Source organism: Azospirillum sp. UENF 111221 (assembly GCF_058780625.1).
In genome coordinates, this window is the sequence record NZ_JBSNCH010000004.1 from 187,505 (window position 1) to 204,504 (window position 17,000).

Annotated in this window: 11 protein-coding genes and 2 pseudogenes; 5 read left to right on the forward strand and 8 right to left on the reverse strand. The window is 67.7% G+C overall.

The window, feature by feature from the left end:
* Positions 1-256 precede the first annotated feature (256 nt).
* From ACWPN3_RS12940 to ACWPN3_RS12950, 3 genes are all read left to right on the forward strand, one after another.
* Positions 257-1,501: a TCR/Tet family MFS transporter gene (locus ACWPN3_RS12940; RefSeq protein WP_492239643.1), complete on the forward strand. Its 1,245-nt coding sequence runs from the start codon at positions 257-259 to the stop codon at positions 1,499-1,501.
* 242 nt (positions 1,502-1,743) lie between these two features.
* Positions 1,744-3,873 (forward strand): YgiQ family radical SAM protein, encoded by a 2,130-nt coding sequence (locus tag ACWPN3_RS12945; protein ID WP_492261462.1) that lies wholly within the window; start codon positions 1,744-1,746, stop codon positions 3,871-3,873.
* Between the two features lie 273 nt (positions 3,874-4,146).
* A complete protein-coding gene (locus tag ACWPN3_RS12950; protein WP_492261463.1) occupies positions 4,147-5,955 on the forward strand; it encodes an ABC transporter ATP-binding protein in 1,809 nt (602 codons plus the stop codon).
* Between the two features lie 45 nt (positions 5,956-6,000).
* Here the strand turns inward: ACWPN3_RS12950 and ACWPN3_RS12955 are convergent, their stop codons facing one another.
* From ACWPN3_RS12955 to ACWPN3_RS12965, 3 genes are all read right to left on the reverse strand, one after another.
* Complete coding sequence (locus ACWPN3_RS12955) at positions 6,001-6,402, reverse strand: response regulator (protein WP_492239640.1); 402 nt, start codon at positions 6,400-6,402, stop codon at positions 6,001-6,003.
* Positions 6,399-8,084: a sensor histidine kinase gene (locus ACWPN3_RS12960; protein WP_492261464.1), complete on the reverse strand. Its 1,686-nt coding sequence runs from the start codon at positions 8,082-8,084 to the stop codon at positions 6,399-6,401. Before ACWPN3_RS12960 ends, ACWPN3_RS12955 begins: the two co-directional genes overlap by 4 nt.
* Positions 8,085-8,275: 191 nt before the next feature.
* Positions 8,276-8,956 carry a chemotaxis protein CheX gene (locus ACWPN3_RS12965; RefSeq protein ID WP_247872810.1) on the reverse strand — a complete coding sequence of 227 codons (681 nt, stop codon included), beginning with the start codon at positions 8,954-8,956 and terminating at the stop codon, positions 8,276-8,278.
* Positions 8,957-9,334: 378 nt separating this feature from the next.
* On the opposite strand from ACWPN3_RS12965, the gene ACWPN3_RS12970 reads away from it, so the two are divergent.
* The gene (locus tag ACWPN3_RS12970; RefSeq protein ID WP_492239638.1) at positions 9,335-10,135 is read left to right on the forward strand and encodes a DUF2076 domain-containing protein; all 801 of its coding nucleotides are present in this window, start codon (positions 9,335-9,337) and stop codon (positions 10,133-10,135) included.
* Positions 10,136-10,432: 297 nt separating this feature from the next.
* The gene (locus tag ACWPN3_RS12975) at positions 10,433-10,630 is read left to right on the forward strand and encodes a hypothetical protein (protein ID WP_492239637.1); all 198 of its coding nucleotides are present in this window, start codon (positions 10,433-10,435) and stop codon (positions 10,628-10,630) included.
* Positions 10,631-10,657: 27 nt separating this feature from the next.
* On the opposite strand, the gene ACWPN3_RS12980 is transcribed toward ACWPN3_RS12975, so the two are convergent.
* From ACWPN3_RS12980 to ACWPN3_RS13000, 5 genes and pseudogenes are all read right to left on the reverse strand, one after another.
* A complete protein-coding gene (locus ACWPN3_RS12980; RefSeq protein ID WP_492239636.1) occupies positions 10,658-11,788 on the reverse strand; it encodes an HD-GYP domain-containing protein in 1,131 nt (376 codons plus the stop codon).
* Positions 11,785-13,320 (reverse strand): response regulator, encoded by a 1,536-nt coding sequence (locus ACWPN3_RS12985; protein ID WP_492261504.1) that lies wholly within the window; start codon positions 13,318-13,320, stop codon positions 11,785-11,787. Before ACWPN3_RS12985 ends, ACWPN3_RS12980 begins: the two co-directional genes overlap by 4 nt.
* Positions 13,321-13,470: 150 nt before the next feature.
* Positions 13,471-14,040, reverse strand: a pseudogene (locus ACWPN3_RS12990) (ATP-binding protein); the annotation flags it as partial.
* A gap of 145 nt (positions 14,041-14,185) precedes the next feature.
* Positions 14,186-15,721: pseudogene (locus ACWPN3_RS12995) on the reverse strand (PAS domain-containing protein); the annotation flags it as partial.
* Between the two features lie 4 nt (positions 15,722-15,725).
* A complete protein-coding gene (locus ACWPN3_RS13000; RefSeq protein ID WP_492261465.1) occupies positions 15,726-16,910 on the reverse strand; it encodes an FIST signal transduction protein in 1,185 nt (394 codons plus the stop codon).
* Positions 16,911-17,000: the final 90 nt, after the last annotated feature.

The following is a 17,000-nucleotide window of genomic DNA, read 5'->3' on the forward strand; positions in this document are numbered from 1 at the left end:
TTTAGCCGACCGTTCAGGAAATTTCCATAATCGAACTTATGTGTTTTTCTCTTGTAAGCGCATGTAAGGGCAATGTCAGCGCTTTGATAGCCCGCCGCGAAAAATCATCCGAAGTCGGAAATATTCCGCTTCCAAATCGCCTTCGCTTCCTCTATGATCCGCCCCACTTCGCGATGCCGTCCGGCCCGCCCATTCCGGCCGGGGTCCGCCTGCGTCCCTTTTGGACGCTTGCATTTTTTGATTCCAAAGGTTTTCAATGTCGTCCGTTCGTCCGCGCAAGGCCGCGATAGCCTTCATTCTCGTCACCGCCGCACTCGACATCGTGGCGATGGGCATCGTCATTCCGGTGCTGCCGGCGCTGATCGAGGAGTTCGCCGGGGCCGATGCGCAGGCCGGCACCATCAACGGTGCGCTGGTGGCGCTGTGGGCGCTGATGCAGTTCTTCTCCTCGCCGGTGATCGGGTCGCTGTCGGACCGCTTTGGCCGGCGGCCGGTGATCCTGCTGTCGGCGCTGGGGCTGGCGGCAGACTATGTGCTGATGGCGGTGGCGCCGAATTTGTGGTGGCTGGTGTTCGGCCGTGCCGTTGCCGGCATCACCTCCTCCAGCTTCACCACGGTCTTCGCCTATATGGCCGACGTGACGCCGCCGGAGCAGCGGGCGCGCGCCTATGGCCTGATCGGCGCCGCCTTCAGTGCCGGCTTCATCGCCGGACCGCTGCTGGGCGGAGTGCTGGGCGAGATCTCGCCGCGGGCGCCCTTCTGGGGGGCCGGCCTGCTCAGTGGACTGGCCTTCCTCTATGGTCTGGTGGTGTTGCCGGAATCGCTTCCGCCGGAAAACCGCATGGCCTTTTCCTGGCGCCGGGCCAACCCGTTCGGAGCGTTCCAGCTGCTGCGCTCGCACCCGGAACTGTCGGGTCTGGCGATGGTCAATTTCATGCTGCATGTCTCCCACCAGATCTTTCCCGCCGTCTTTGTGCTCTATGCCGCGCACCGCTATGGCTGGAGCGCCTGGGATGTCGGTCTTCTGCTGTCGATGGTCGGTGCGCTCGACATGGTCATGCAAGGTTTGGTGGTGCCGCGCGTGGTGAAGTGGCTGGGCGACCGCGGCACCATGGTCGTCGGCCTGTTCGGTGGGGCGTTCGGGCTGGCCTGCATGGGGCTAGCGCCGGATGGCGGCTGGTTCGCCTTCGCCATCGTGCCGAACGCGCTGTGGGGGCTGGCGATGCCGACAATCCAGTCGTTGATGACACAGCGGGTCAGCCCATCCGAACAAGGCCAGTTGCAGGGCGCCAACATGAGCGTGGCGAGCGTCGCCGGCATCCTGGCTCCGGTCTTCTTCGGCACGGTCTATTCCGCCTCGGTCGGCAGCGATCCGCTGTTCCCGCATCCGGGCGCCGCCTTCCTGATCGCGGCCCTGGTGATGCTGATGGGCGCGCTGATCGGCTGGGTGGTGGCACGGCGCAACGGCCGGACGGGTGAAACGGGCGGCGTTGCCGCCTGACTCTCCACCGCGCCCTGCCCTCTCCCGTGCCCACACGCGCGCCTTGTCTCCCGGTCGGCTCCCTGGTCATCCCCCTGGCCACGCCCCTTGCACGGGCTGTGGGGCGTCCCACATAGCTGTCGCGCCACCCCGCACAATGTCCCATTGCTCCGCTGCGTTATCAGCGGTGGGAATTTGCCGGCCGACAAGGTAAGACTGTCGGCTTATCCATCCGCATTGTTGATCGAGACCCGGAGAACGCGATGCTCGCGGCCCCCAACCTGTTCACTCACCGCCCCGACCGCAGCGTGCGCCCCAAGGCGGCGCCCTTTCTGCCGATGTCGCGCGCGGAAATGGACCGGCTGGGCTGGGACCAGTGCGACGTGATCGTCGTCACCGGCGATGCCTATGTCGACCATCCCAGCTTCGGCATGGCGATCATCGGCCGGCTGCTGGAATCGCAGGGCCTGCGGGTCGGCATCATCGCCCAGCCGGACTGGAGCAGTGCGGAGCCGTTCAAGATCCTGGGCAAGCCGCGGCTGTTCTGGGGCGTGACCGGCGGCAACATGGATTCGATGGTCAACCACTACACGGCTGACCGCCGCCTGCGCCACAACGACAGCTACACGCCGAACGACGAGGGCGGCAAGCGGCCGGACCGCGCCGTCATCGTCTATTCCCAGCGCTGCCGCGAAGCCTTCAAGGACGTTCCCATCGTCCTCGGCGGCATCGAGGCCAGCTTGCGCCGCATCGCCCAGTACGATCATTGGAGCGAGAAGATCCGCCGATCCGTCCTGGTCGATTCCAAGGCGGACATGCTGGTCTACGGCAATGCCGAACGTGCGATCATCGAGATTGCCCAGCGTGCGCTGACGGGGGAATTGCCCAAGGCGATGACCGACATCCGCGGCACCGCCATCATGCGCTCGTCCCTGCCGGACGGTTGGACGGTGGTGGACAGCAGCTCCATCGACGATCCGTCCGCGCCGGTGTCGCCGCGCGCCGCCGGTGCCGACCGCATGGCGGTGCGGCTGCCCAGCTACGAGCAGGTGACGGCCGACAAGGTGCTCTATGCCCATGCCAGCCGCGTGCTGCACCAGGAGAGCAACCCCGGCAATGCCCGCGCGCTGGTCCAGCGCCACGGCGACCGCGACGTCTGGCTGAACCCGCCGCCGATCCCGCTCGAAACCAACGAGATGGACGGCGTCTACGACCTGCCCTATGCCCGCGCGCCGCATCCGTCCTACGGCGATGCGCGCATCCCGGCGTGGGAGATGATCCGCTTCTCGGTCAACATCATGCGCGGCTGCTTCGGCGGCTGTTCCTTCTGCTCGATCACCGAGCATGAGGGGCGCATCATACAGAGCCGGTCGGAAGGGTCGATCCTGCGCGAGATCGAGCATATCCGCGACAAGACCAAGGGCTTCACCGGCGTCATCTCCGACATGGGCGGGCCGACCGCCAACATGTATCGCCTCGCCTGCAAGGACAAGGAGACGGAGTCGGTCTGCCGGCGCCCGTCCTGCGTCTTCCCGGACATCTGCAAGAACCTGAACACCGACCATTCCTCGCTGGTCCAGCTCTACCGCAAGGCCCGCGCGGTGCCGGGGGTGAAGAAGATCCACATCGCGTCGGGCCTGCGCTACGACCTCGCCGTCCGTAATCCGGAATATGTGAAGGAACTGGTGACCCACCATGTCGGCGGTTACCTGAAGATCGCGCCGGAACACACCGAGCCGGGGCCGCTGGGCAAGATGATGAAGCCCGGCATGGGGGCCTACGACGAGTTCAAGCGGATGTTCGACAAGGCCGCGAAGGAGGCCGGGAAGAAGCTCTACCTGATCCCCTACTTCATCGCCGCCCACCCCGGCACCACGGACGAGGACATGATGAACCTCGCCTTGTGGCTGAAGCGGAACGGCTTCAAGGCGGATCAGGTACAGACCTTCCTGCCCTCGCCGATGTCGCTGGCGACCGCGATGTACCACAGCGAGCGCAACCCGCTCCGGCCGGTCCGCCGCGTCGGATCGGAAATCGTTTCGTCGGCGAAGGGGTTGAAGCAGCGCCGCCTGCACAAGGCCTTCCTGCGCTACCACGATCCAGAGAACTGGCCGATCCTGCGCGAGGCGCTGAAGCGCCTGGGCCGCGAGGATTCGATCGGTCCGGGCGAGGAGCATCTGATCCCGGGCTGGCAACCGGTCGGCGCCACCGCCAAGCCGCGGGAGAAGGGGGGCAAGACCTTCTTCACCCAGCAGGCCGGCCAGGGCCGCCGCGTGGTGCCGCCGGTGGGCAAGGCGCCCGTTGGCAAGGCGCCGGGGGCGAAGCCGGCCGCTGGGGCTGGCGGCAAGCCGTCCGGCATGAAGCCGCGCCAGACCAATTTGAAGGGTCGGTGACGGTAAAGCGCACAGGCCCAATTCCCCTCTCCCCCCGGGGAGAGGGTCAGGGTGAGGGGGATGCACTGCGAGGATTATCGCAATGTCCCGCCAGGCATCCCCCTCACCCTCCCCACTTCGTGGGTCCCCTCCCTCTCCCCGAGGGAGAGAGGGCGATGACCGCCACGTAATGCCTTCGCGCCGGCTGCCTGAAGCCACGCACCGTCACCTGTTCGCATTTCTCCCAACGGCGCCGCCGCCCGCATGGCCGGCCCCTGCCCCGGTTGGATTCCCATGGCACAGTCGAAACGCACCCCGCGGCCGAACGCCATCCGCAGCGTTCTGGCCTTCACCTTCCGTCACTGGCGCCGCCAGACACCGCTGGCCGTCGGCATTGCCGGCGCCATCGCCCTGTCGACGCTGGCCGACGTCTTCATGCCGCTGTTCGCCGGCCGGCTGGTCGATGCCCTCACCCTGCTGCCGGGCGACCGCGACGCCGCACTGCATGCGGCGCTGACCGCCTTCGGCGCCATGGTGGCACTCGGCGTCGGCATGGTGGTGATGCGCCACATCGCCTGGAGCTGCGTCATCCCCTTCACCTTGCGCATCATGGCCGATGTCGGCCAGGACAGCTTCCACCGCATCCAGCGCTTCTCCACCGACTGGCACGCCAACAGCTTCGCCGGATTCGTGGTGCGCAAGATCACCCGCGGCATGTGGGCGCTCGACACGCTGGACGACACGCTGCTGCTGGCGCTGTGGCCGTCGCTGGTCGTGCTGATCGGCACGATGGTGACGCTGGGGCTGCATTGGCCGGCGATGGGACTGGTGATCGCGCTCGGCACCGCAGTGTACATCGCGATGACGGTGCTGTTCTCCACCCTCTACATCGCGCCGGCCGCCCGGCTGTCGAACGCCTGGGACACCAAACTCGGCGGGACGTTGGCCGACGCCATCGGCTGCAACGCCGTGGTCAAGGCCTTCGGCGCCGAGCCGCGCGAGGACGACCGCCTGTCCGGCGTCGTCGGCAAATGGAGCCGGCGCACCCACCGCACCTGGACCCGCCACACCCGCCACAGCACCGTGCAGCTGGTCGTGTTGCTGCTGATCCGCAGCGCCGTGGTCGCGACGGCGCTCTGGCTGTGGTGGCGCGGGCAGGCGACGCCGGGCGACGTCGCCTATGTGCTGACCACCTATTTCGTCGTGCATGGCTATCTGCGTGACATCGGCATGCACATCAACCACCTCCAGCGCTCGGTCAACGAGATGGAGGAGCTGGTGGCGATCCATGCCGAGCCGTTGGGGGTGGAGGACCGGCCGGAGGCCACCCCGATCCGCATCCGGGCGGGCGAGGTGCGCTTCGACCGCGTCACCTTCCAGTATGGCGGCCACACCACACCGCTCTACCGCGACCTGTCGCTGACCATCAAGGCGGGCGAGCGGGTCGGGCTGGTCGGGCCGTCGGGGTCGGGCAAGACCACCTTCGTCAGGCTGATCCAGCGCCTCTATGACGTGACCGACGGCCGGGTGCTGATCGACGGGCAGGAGGTGGCGGGGGCGACGCAGCACTCCCTGCGCTCCCAGATCGCCATCGTACCGCAGGAGCCGATCCTGTTCCACCGCACGCTCGCGGAGAACATCGCCTACGGACGCCCCGGCGCGTCGATGGCGGAGATCGAGCGGGCCGCCAAACTCGCCAACGCCCACGACTTCATCGTCCGCCTGCCGAAGGGCTATGCGACGCTGGTTGGCGAGCGCGGCGTCAAGCTGTCGGGCGGCGAGCGGCAGCGGGTGGCGCTGGCCCGCGCCTTCCTGGCCGACGCGCCGATCCTGATCCTGGACGAGGCGACCTCCAGCCTGGATTCGGAATCGGAGGCGCTGATCCAGGAGGCCATCGAGCGGCTGATGCAGGGCCGCACCGCCATCATCATCGCCCACCGCCTGTCCACCGTGCGCACGCTGGACCGCATCCTGGTCTTCAACCAGGGCCGGGTGGTGGAGGAAGGCAGCCACGCCGTCCTGCTCCACCGGCCGGGTGGGCTCTATCGCCGTCTGTTCGAGCAGCAATCGGCGCCGGAGCCGGTCCGGCGGATCGGGGGGTAGAGTTTGCCCGGCGCCTCTACAGGCACCGGGCAGACGCAGACGCTCTCACACGAACAGTTCCATCGTCTGCGGCACGTTGCGCGGCGTCTCCCCCGCCAGGATGGCGCGGGCGACATCGACGGCGGCGAGCAGGCCGCTTTCGGTGAAGGGCTTGGGCAGGCAGCCGATGCCGGTCAGCGGGCCGTCCTTCTTCAGCTCGTCGCGGAAGGAGGTGATGAACAGGCAAGGCACACCCAGCTTGGTCAGTCCCCGTGCGGCGTCGATGCCGTTGGTGCCCATTCCCAGATGCACGTCGACCAGGGCGAGATCCGGCTTGTCGTCCGCGGCGATTTCCACCGCCTCCACGGCCGTGACTGCCGGGCCGATGACGCTGTGGCCGACATTCTCCAGATACAGCTGCTGTTCGAGCGCGATCAGCACCTCATCTTCAACCAGCAGGATCTTCATCCCGAGATCTCCTCTGGCGAAGAGGTCTCAAGCAGCGGCACCTCGTCCGGCACCGCAAGCTCGATGCGGAAGGTGGTGCCCTGGGCGGTGGTGTCGATGTCGACGCTGGCCCGGATCTGGCCGGCGAGGCTGGAGATCAGGCGCATGCCGAGGCTGCGGCTCTTGCGGATGTCGAAGTTGGACGGCAGGCCCGGACCGCGGTCCGAGACGGTCAGGGCGAGCTTCTCGTCTTCGCGCCGGAAGGTCACCGTCACCCGTGCCGCACCGTTGCCGCGATGCTTGACCGCGTTGGTGATCAGTTCGTTGGCGATCAGGCCGAGCGGGGCGGCATGGTCGATGGGCAGGTCGACCACGTCCGACCGCACGACGATGTCGCACATGCTGTCGCCGCCGGATGCGCGCGCCAGATCCTCGCACAGCTCGTTCAGGTAGGTGCCGAACTCGATGGTCTGGAACTGGTCGGCCTGATAGAGGCGATTGTGGACGCGGGCAATCGCTTCGATGCGGCTGCGGGCATCCTGGAAATGCACCCGCACCCCCTCGTCGGGCAGGCTCAGCGTCTGCAGGGTCAGCAGGCTGGACACCAGCTGCAGGCTGTTCTTGACGCGGTGGTTGACCTCGCGCAGCAGCGTCGATTTCTGGCCGACCAGCTTGCGCAGCGCCGCCTCCATCGACTTGATCTCCGTCACGTCGATGTGCATCAGCACGGTGCCGCCGAAGGGGCCCGCCGGCATCGGGGCGGCGAGACAGCGGAACCAATGCTGGTTGTTGGTGACATATTCCGCCGACACCGGCGGCCCGCCTTCGCTCAGCAGCCTGCGCAGGTTGTCCATCACGGTGTCGGCGCGCGGGTCGACGGTTTCGCCCCGGCCGCAATGGTGGAGATAATCATCGCCGACGATGCAGCCCTGGCCGAGGAAGGTCGTTTCCGGCCCGGCTTCGCCCCAGGCGCGGTTGACCGAGACGATGTGGCCGGAGCGGTCGAGCACCGCGATGAAGGCGGGCAGTGCGTCCAGCGTCGCCTTGGTCTGCTCGGCCAGCTGGCGCATGGCGAGCGCGCTGGTCCGCAGCTCCTCTCGGGTGCGGCGGCGTTCGGTGATGTCGCGCAGGATGCCGGTGATGAAGCTGCGCCCTTCCGATTCCCAGCGAGCCATCGACAGTTCCAGGTCGATGTGGCTGCCGTCGCGACGCCGGCCGGACAGCTCCACCGGCGGCGCCGCCATATCGATGCCGGCGGCACCCGGCCCGCTGCCCTCCGCCATGGCGATCCAGTCGGGAGCATCCTCGCCCAGCAGCACCGCGACGCTCTGTCCGATCAGCTCGTCCGGCCGATAGTCGAACTGACGGGTGGCGGTGCCGTTCATCCACTGCACCATGCCGCGGGTGTCGGTGGTGATGATGGCGTCGGGGGCGGTGTCGACGATGGCGCGATAGCGCGCGTCGCGCTGTTCGCGCAGCACCCGTTCGCGGTTCACCGACGCGGTCACGTCGGTCACCTGGATCAGGCAGCGCGCCTCGTTGCCCGCGGATTGCGAATGGGGCGAGGATGCGTGCGACGGCAGGGGACGGATCACCACATTGTGGACCATCCGCCGCCCGTCCGGCAGGCGCAGCGGGAACAGCATGGGGTTCAGCGTGTGCGACAGGACGCCGGGTGCGCCGGTGGCCAGCGTATCGCGCACGGCGATGTGCAGACGCGATTCCCGCAGGTTGGGCAGTGCGTCGAACAGGTCGTGCCCGAGGATCTCCCCTGGCCGTCAGGGTGGAGGCCTGCTCCATCCAGCCGTTCCAGTAGAGAACGCGGCAATGGCGGTCCAGAAGCAGGATGCCGGCATCCAGCGCGCCGAGGACATCCAGTGCCCAGGTGGGTTGTTCAGGCAATCTGGGAGCCATGAGACGACGTTCCAGCGGATGTGGGTTCTTCGGCGGCGATGCCTTCGATGAAGGCGTGGATCAGTTGCTTCAGGGACTGGAGGGACGAAACCCCCATCAGCAGGGCGATGTAGCCGCGGATGCTGCGGCTGCGGATGGTGAAATCGATGTAGAGGAACAGCACCAGCTCATCGCCGCTGCCGACCTTGTCCTTGAGGATGTTGGCGCCATCGCCGCGCAGCACCGCCGGCAGCGAGATGGTCAGCCGGTCCTTCAGCGCGTTGGCGACGACGACCAGGCAACCGTTGAGGATGATGTTGCCGATCTCAGCGAGGGCGTCCTGCTCCAGATCGACGATTTCCGCCAGGGTCAGGTCGCCGCCCAGAACCGCACGGGCCAGTTCCAGGCTGTTGGCCTCCGGAAAGATCAGCATGGCGCGGCCGTCGAAGGAGCCCTGGAACTGCTGCTCCACCGCCACCAGCCCGCTGCGCTCGCGCGCGGCCAGGAAATCGGAAGCCTCCTGCCGGCTGACGATGTCCACGGTCGGCACGGACAGCAGAACCTGGTCGTTGACCATGCGGCTGAGATGGGTGGCGGCGCGGCCGACCCCCATATTCACCAACTCGGTCAGCGCATCGCGCTCCAGGTCGGTCAGTTCCACCATCTCTCGGCGCCTGTTCATCTTGGTCTCGGCTTCTCAACCGGCGCCGCCGGGCGGTCGCATCACAAATGTGGCCTATCGATGGGAAAAAAGGCACCCCCGTCAATGTCATATGTTAATTCCGCGACGCCATAGCCGATATAGCCGCCCACTTCCCACAATGGTCAGCCCAGCAATCCACCATCCAAAGACCCAGCTTCGGAACCTTTGGCAAGTCGCTGGGATTTTTGCGCAATATTGCTTAAGACGCGAAACTAAATGACCGGCACGGTGTTGTGGGGCGGGACAGTCCCTCAAGGCGGGGATACCTCACAAGGGACTTGTCCTCGGGGGGATGGCGACTCCACATGTAGGGGCGGCGTCCGCCTGCGATGGGCGCCATGTCTTCAGGAGACGTCGATGACCCCCGAGGAACGCACGCTTCTGTCCGACCTGTTCCGTCGCCTGCGCGATGTGGAGTCCCAGCAGACCTCCCAGCCGCGCGACGCCGAAGCGGAGGACTTCATCCGCCGGTCGGTGCAGGACCAGCCGCTGTCGTCCTACTACATGGCGCAGACCGTCCTGGTGCAGCAGCAGGCGCTGACCGCGGCACAGACCCGGATCGAGGAGCTGGAACGCCAGATGCGCGAGCGTTCGGCCCAGCCGGCCCAGTCCGGCGGCAGCTTCCTGTCGAACGCGCTCGGCATTGGACGCAGCCCGTGGGGCCGTGGGGCCGAACCTTCCCCTGCCCCCTCCTATCCGCAGGCGCCGCAGGGGCAGCCGCAGCAACAGCCGGCCGCCGGCCGCAGCCCGTGGGGAGCGGCGCCGGGTGCCGCATATCCGCAGCAGCAATACAGTCCCTCCCCCGTCCCGCAGCCGGGCATGGCGCCGCGCGGTGGCGGATTCTTCGCCGGTGCGGCGCAGACGGCGGCCGGCGTGGCCGGCGGCATGCTGGCGGCGAGCGCCATCTCCTCCCTGCTGCACCATTCGCCCGGCCCCTTCGGTACGGCGATGGCACAGCCGATGGCCGGCGAAACGATCAACGAGACGGTGATCACCAACAACTACTACGGCGACGACCAGGGTCTGCAAAGCGATGCGGGCGGCGACACGGCACAGGATGCCGCCTATGTGCCCGATCCGCCGCCGGCCGACGATGCATCGTACGACGATCCGTCCTTCGACGATGGCGGCAGCGGCGGGGACGATTCCTGGATTTGAGTCCACGGTTGCGGGCCAAGTCCGGTCCGGCCCGCGATTCCGCAGTCTGCGATTGCCTATTGCGTCGCAGACTGCGGCGTCGATGGATGGTCTCCTCCAGACGATCCGAGCCATGGTTAACAGGCCTGGGTTAACAGGTGCGCGATCCGTGAGCGGTGGACGGGGCCGATCACGGCCGCGTGCTTGTACAGTCCTTCACACGCATAAGGTCTTTCCCTGATCGAGAGCTTTACCGTCCTGCTTTGGTATGAGCCTTGCGCCCTTGGTCGCGGTTCAGTTCAAACGGAAACACCATCCATGGCCATCACCGTCACCATCGCCCCCTGCCGCGCCAACCGGTCGTCGAATGGCCGGATGCGGCTGCCGCTTCAACTGCTTGAGATCGCCCAGGCGATGTCGGACGATTGCGACGGGGATCCGATCCATATTCTGGACTCGGACGGCCAGGAGGCTGCGGTGATCGGCCGGCGCGAGGTCGAGATCGAGCTGTTCTGAGGATAGGCGCCACATGGTGCGCGATCCTCACTCCTCGTCCTTGTAACGGCTGGCGATGTCGGTGAACTCGTCCTCCAGGGCGTTGAAGGCGTCGACAACGGCGGGATCGAAATGGCTGCCGCTGCCTTCACGGATGATGGAGGCCGCCTGTTCGTGCGGGAAGGGCGGCTTGTAGCAGCGGCGGCTGATTAGCGCATCGTACACGTCGGCGACCGCCATCAGGCGGGCCGACAGCGGGATCGCCTCTCCCGCCAAGCCCTGGGGATAGCCGGTGCCGTCCCAGCGCTCGTGGTGGCCATGGGCGATCTCCCGCGCGATGCGCAGGAACGAGCTTCCGCCGGCGATGGCGAGGTCGGCCTGCCCTTCGGCGGCGAAGATGGCGTCGTGCCCCAGGGCCGCGTGGGTCTTCATCACCTCGAACTCGTCGTCGCTGAGCTTTCCCGGCTTCAGCAGGATCGAGTCCGGAATGCCGACCTTGCCGACATCGTGCAGTGGTGCCGATTTGTAGAGCAGCTCGATGGTTTCCTCGTCCAGCTGGCCGGCATAACGCGGGTCGCGGCTGAGATGGAGGGCGAGCGCCAGCACATAGTTCTGGGTCCGCCGGATGTGGTTGCCGGTTTCGTTGTCGCGGGTTTCCGCCAGCGAGGCCATGGCGCGGATGGTGGCGTCCTGGGCGCGCAGCAGGTCGCGGGTGCGTTCCGCCACACGATCCTCCAGCTGCCTGTTCTGGTCGGCGAGCGCGCGTTGCGCCTCGCGGAGCGCGATGTGGGTGCGGACGCGCGCCAGCATCACCGGCGGGGAGATCGGCTTGGTGATGTAATCGACGGCTCCCACCTCGAACCCGCGGGTCTCGTCATGGACCTGCCCCATTGCGGTGATGAAGATCACCGGCACGCCGCGGGTGCGGGCGTCGCTTTTGAGCCTCCGGCAGACCTCGACGCCGTCCATGCCCGGCATCATCACGTCCAGCAGGATCAGGTCGGGCAGCGGGTCGCCGGCCAGACGGGCAAGCGCCTGCGGGCCGTCCTTCGCCACGATCAGGCCGTAGCTGTCGCGCAACAGATCGGCCATGACCTTCAGGTTGATCGGCTCGTCGTCGACGATCAGGATGCGCGGCTTGTCGCCGTTCGGCTGTCCGACCGGGGGCGGCAGGCTCATGTCGCGGTCTCTCTCAAATCGCGCAGGCGTTCGCGCAGTTCGGTCAGGGCGGTGGAGGCGTCGTCGAAATCGAAGGCCCCCGCATGACGGTTTACACGCTCGGCTAGGGACGTCACCGGGCTGCCGGCCAGCAGGCAAGCAAGCGCATCGGCCAGATCGCCCGCTTCCGGATCTCCGGCGATCAGCAGGCCGCCCAGCCGGTCGGACAGCGATTGCGCCGCGCGCAGCATGTCGCGCGGAAGGCTGGCCGATGCCGGCGGTTCGGGCATCGGGGTGATGTCCGCAACCGGCCGGCCGAGGCTGCCGATTCCCTCCACCACCCGCGCAAGGGCGTCGGCAAGCCGGTCGAGCAGGCCGTCCTCGACAGCCGGCGGCACCGTCATCGCGCCGGCCTCCACCCGGCCCGCCAGACCGGACAGCTCCATGGCGCCGATGGTGGCCGCCGTGCCCTTCAAGGTGTGGGACAGCCGCAGCACGTCCTTCCAACGGTCCTCGCAAACGGCGGTGGACAGCCGCACCGCCTCTGCCTCATGGGTGGCGGCGAAATCGATCAGGATCCGGCGCAGCAGGGCGAGGTTGCCGTTCACATTGCGCCGGGCGACCGCGAGATCGAGCGGCGGCAGGCTCTCGGGCAGCGCCTGGGCGGCCGATACCGCGGAGACCGCCGGTATTGCGGCATTCCCGGTGGTGGCCGCGGCGGCGCCGCCGATCCCGCGCACCGGCTTCAGCCAGCGGGCGAGTGCGGCGTAGAGCGTCTCCGGGTCGATCGGTTTGGAGACATGGTCGTTCATGCCGGAATCGAGGCAGCGCTCGCGGTCGCCGGCCATGGCGTGGGCGGTCATGGCGATGATCGGCAGGCTCGACAGTTCCAGCTTTCGCCGGATCAGCCGCGTCGTCTCGTAGCCGTCGAGCCCCGGCATCTGCACATCCATCAGCACGAGGTCGAATTTCACCTCACGCAGGCATTGCAGGGCCTCCTCGCCGCTGCCGACCACGGTGGCCTCGATGCCGACCAGCTCCAGCAGGCCGCAGGCGACCTGCTGGTTGACCAGATTGTCCTCCACCAGCAGCACGCTGCGCCCGACCAGCGCCGACAGCTCCGTCGACTGGGCCGGATCGTGCACGCGGCGTGCGGACTCGCCGGGCCGGGCCGCAGCCCCGCCCAGCGCCATCATCACCGAATCGAACATGGCGGACGGCGTCACCGGCTTTTCCAGCACGGCGGTGACCGGCCGGTCGGGACCGGCCGCGCTCGTGTTTTTCAGCGCGCCGTCCAGCGCCCCCTGCACCCCGTCAGTGCCGTAGGCGGTGGTCATCACCACAGGCGGCTGGGCGCCCGGCAACGCGCGCAGGCGGCGCAGCGTCTCCACCCCGTCCAGTTCCGGCATGCGCCAGTCCAGCACCACCAGCTCCACCGGCGGCCTGATGCCGGTCTGTCCTTCCTCCAGCCGGCGCAGCGCCGACAAGCCGTCGCCGACCGATTCGACGGTCAGACCGAAGCGTTCCAGCATGTCGGTCAGAATCGAGCGCACGGCATCGCTGTCGTCGACCACCAGCACGCGGCGGTCCATCAGGTCGCGCGGCAGCCGGTCGTCGGTGGTGTCGCCGGCCGCGACCCGGCAGCGGATGGAGAAGCGGAAGATGCTGCCCTCGCCCGGCCGGCTTTCCACCGACACGGTTCCGCCCATCAGCTCCACCAGCTGCCGGCAGATCGCCAGCCCCAGGCCGGTGCCGCCGAAGCGCCGCGTGGTGGAGCTGTCGGCCTGGGTGAAGGGGCGGAACAGGGCGGCGGCCTGTTCCGGCGACATGCCGATGCCGGTGTCGCAGACCTCCACCTCCAGCCGGTAATCGTCGGCGGTGCCGATGCGCCCGCCGACCGTCACCGCCACCTCGCCCCGTTCGGTGAACTTCACGGCGTTGGAGACGAGATTCAGGATGACCTGACCCAGCCGCAACGGGTCGCCGACCAGCGTGCCCGGCACGCCGCCATGCAGGTCGACGATCAGTTCCAGCCCCTTTTCCCGCACCTTGGGCAGGACGACGGTCGCCACCTCCTGCAACACGTCGCCGATGTGGAAGGGGATCGCCTCGATCGTCAGCTTTCCGGCCTCGACCTTCGAGAAATCGAGGATGTCGTTGATGATGCCGAGCAGGCTGCGCGAGGAGGCATGGATCTTGTCGAGGTAATCGCGCTGTCGCGGCGTCAGCTCCGTCTTCATCATCAGGTGGCTGAGGCCGATCACCGCGTTCATCGGCGTGCGGATTCTCGTGGCTCATGTTGGCCAGGAAATCGCTCTTCTGCCGGTTGGCGCGGTCGGCCTCCTCCTTGGCGCGGGCAAGCTCGTCCTCGGTCCGCTTGCGGTCGGTCACATCCTTGTGGATGCCGGTGATGCGGGTCGGCAGGCCGTCGGCGTCGCGGTCCGTCACCTTGCCGGCCGACAGGATCCAGACCCAGGCGCCCGATTTGTGGCGCATGCGGAACTCGACCTCATAGACCGGGGCGCGGCCGGCCACATGATCCTCCAGTGTCGCCAGCACGCGGTCGCGGTCGCCCTCGTGAAGCAGTGCCAGCCAGGTGGCGCCCCTTCCCGCCAGTTCGCCGGGCGCATAGCCGAGCATGCCGAGCCAGAGGTCGGAGAAATAGGCATGGTCCGTCACCGGGTTCCAGTCCCACAGCCCGGTGATGGAGGCGTCCAGCGCCACCGTCAGCCGTTCCTCGCTTTCCTGCAAAGCGGTCAGCATGCGCTGGCGCTCGGTGATGTCCTGGAAGACGGTGACCGAGCCGACGATGCGGCCATCCTCGCGCAGCGGCACCGCGGTGATGGCGATGGGGAAGATCGTGCCGTCGCGCCGGACGAAATGATCGGTTTCCGAGCGGTGGATCTCGCCGCGCCGGACGGTGTTGAGGACGGTGCAGTCCTTGCCCGCGACCGGCCGCCCCTGCCCGTCCTTGTAATGCACGGCATCATGCAGGGTGATGCCGTGCAACTCCTCCAGCGACCAGCCGAGCAGCCGTTCGGCTTCCGGGTTGAGGAAGGTGCAGAAGCCGTTGCGGTCCAGCGAGAAGACGCCCTCGCCCATGCTGTCGGTGATGCTTTGCAGGAAGCGGCGGCTGTCCTCAAGCTCCGCCTCCATCCGCTTGCGCTCGGTGATGTCGGTGCGGATGGCGATGTACTGGTGCGGCTGGCCGTTGGCGGTCAGCTGCGGGACGATGGTCGCCGCCACCCAGTATTCCTCGCCCGCCTTGGTGCGGTTGCAGATCTCGCCGTGCCAGACCTGCCCGTCCATGACGGTGTGCCACATCTCCGCGAAGAAGCCGGAGGGGTGGTGGCCGGAATTGACGATGCGGTGCGACCGGCCGAGCAACTCTTCGCGGGGGAAGCCGCTGATCTGGCAGAATTTGTCGTTGGCGTAGGTGATGATGCCGCGGTGGTCGGTGATGCTGACGATGGCATGCTGGTCGAGCGCGAATTTCTGCTGTTCCAGCGCCCGTTGCGCAGCGGAGCGTTCCTCCACCAGCCCTGCCATCAGCTGGCTCAGCCGTTCCAGGCTGTCGGTCGGGCTGCTGTCGGCCGCATCCGGCAGTTCGGGACGGCCATCCGCCCGCAGCAGGCTGTTGGCGATGCCGCGCAGCCGGCGGATGGCATGGGCCTGCGCCGCCGCCTCGCGCCGCAGGCGCTCGTTGGTGTCGGCCAGCTCCTCCGAACTCAGCTGCAGGCTGCGTGCCCTGAGCGTCAGGTCGCGGTCCGCCTGCTCATAGCTCTGGCCAATGCGGGTGAACAGCGCCGGCAGCGTCTCCAGCATCCGCGCCGCCTCCGCCGACAGACCGGCGGTGCCGGCGAGCGCCTTCAACTCCGCCAGGACGGAGTCTGCCGCCTCGGCGGTCGGCAGGCCCAGCACCCGCTTGAACTGGCTTTGCAGCAGGCGGTGCATGCGGTCAGCGTTCCGTCAGCAGAGCAACCGTCATCGTCTGGTTGTGCAGCCGGCAATCGACCAGATCACGCATCGGCCCGATCTCTCCATAGGAATAGAAGCCGGCCAGCACGGTGCCGGCCCCCATCCGGTCGGCCACCGCCTGCACCTCCTCCTCCACCCGGTCGCCCATCACCAGCTTGCGTCCGACGCAGCTGGTCAACAGGGCGAACCGGCCATCTGCCGCTTCGGCGGCTGGCTCGGCAGCCATTCCGGCAGTCGTGCCGACCGTCAGTGCGCCGGCACTGGCGGCGGAGGCGATCGCGCCGGCCTGCTCCGCCCCGTCGACCAGCCCATCGGTGCTGGCATGCATCAGCCGCAGATAGAAGCCTTCCTCCACCGTGCCGGCCAGGATCAGCCCGCCAGCCGCCTCGTCGATGCCGAGGATGGTGCGGATCAGCCCGACCGAATCATGGTTGCCGTTCAGCAGCTCGAAGGGGAACAGCAGCCCGGATGCCGGGAGGTCGCGGGCATAATCGCCGAGATAGCGCTTGTAGACGTTCAGTGCCGGTTCGCCGTCCAGCTGGAGCAGCAGGTTGCCGACCGCCTTCGTCACCTTGCGCGCCGGCCCGAACGGCTCCCACCCGCCGACGGAACCGAGGCCGAGATGCACGGAATCGCCGTACAGCCCGACTGCCACCGCCCGCGCGTCGGACACGCCGGACGGTCCCAGCACCAGCGTGCGGACGAAAGCACCGCCGTCGCCGGCCAGCCCGCCCGATACCGGCACGCCGGATGGCAGGCGCGACGACAGCCCGTCGATCAGCGCACTGCCATTGACGCCGACGCCGCGGGCGAACAGCAGCACCCCCGACAGGCCCGGCCGGGCGGTCAGCGCCTCCCCGAGCGCTTCGCCCGCGCGCTGGCTGTCGTCGGAGGATGCGATGCCGGCCTCCGTGGCGAAGACCGCGGTGCCCTTGTCGAAGCGGATGGCGGTCGCGATGCAGGAACCGTCGAGGACGCTGTCCCCGGCGATCTCACCCGCCGTGCTGCATCCCACCCTTATCGCCTCGGGGTAGGCGGCAGCCAGCCGGTTGGCGAAGCCTGGACTGTCGAAGATGTCGATGGAGCCGAAAACCAGAACGAGATCGGCGGTCCGCGGAGACAGATCCGCCCCCGGGGGTGCAAACGCCGATTGCCAGACCCGCATGCCTCTCCCCATCGTCGATGACTTCCAGTCCGAGACTATCATGCAGCTGTGATCGCGAAGAGACTCTATAACGTTGGTGGGCTGCGGATG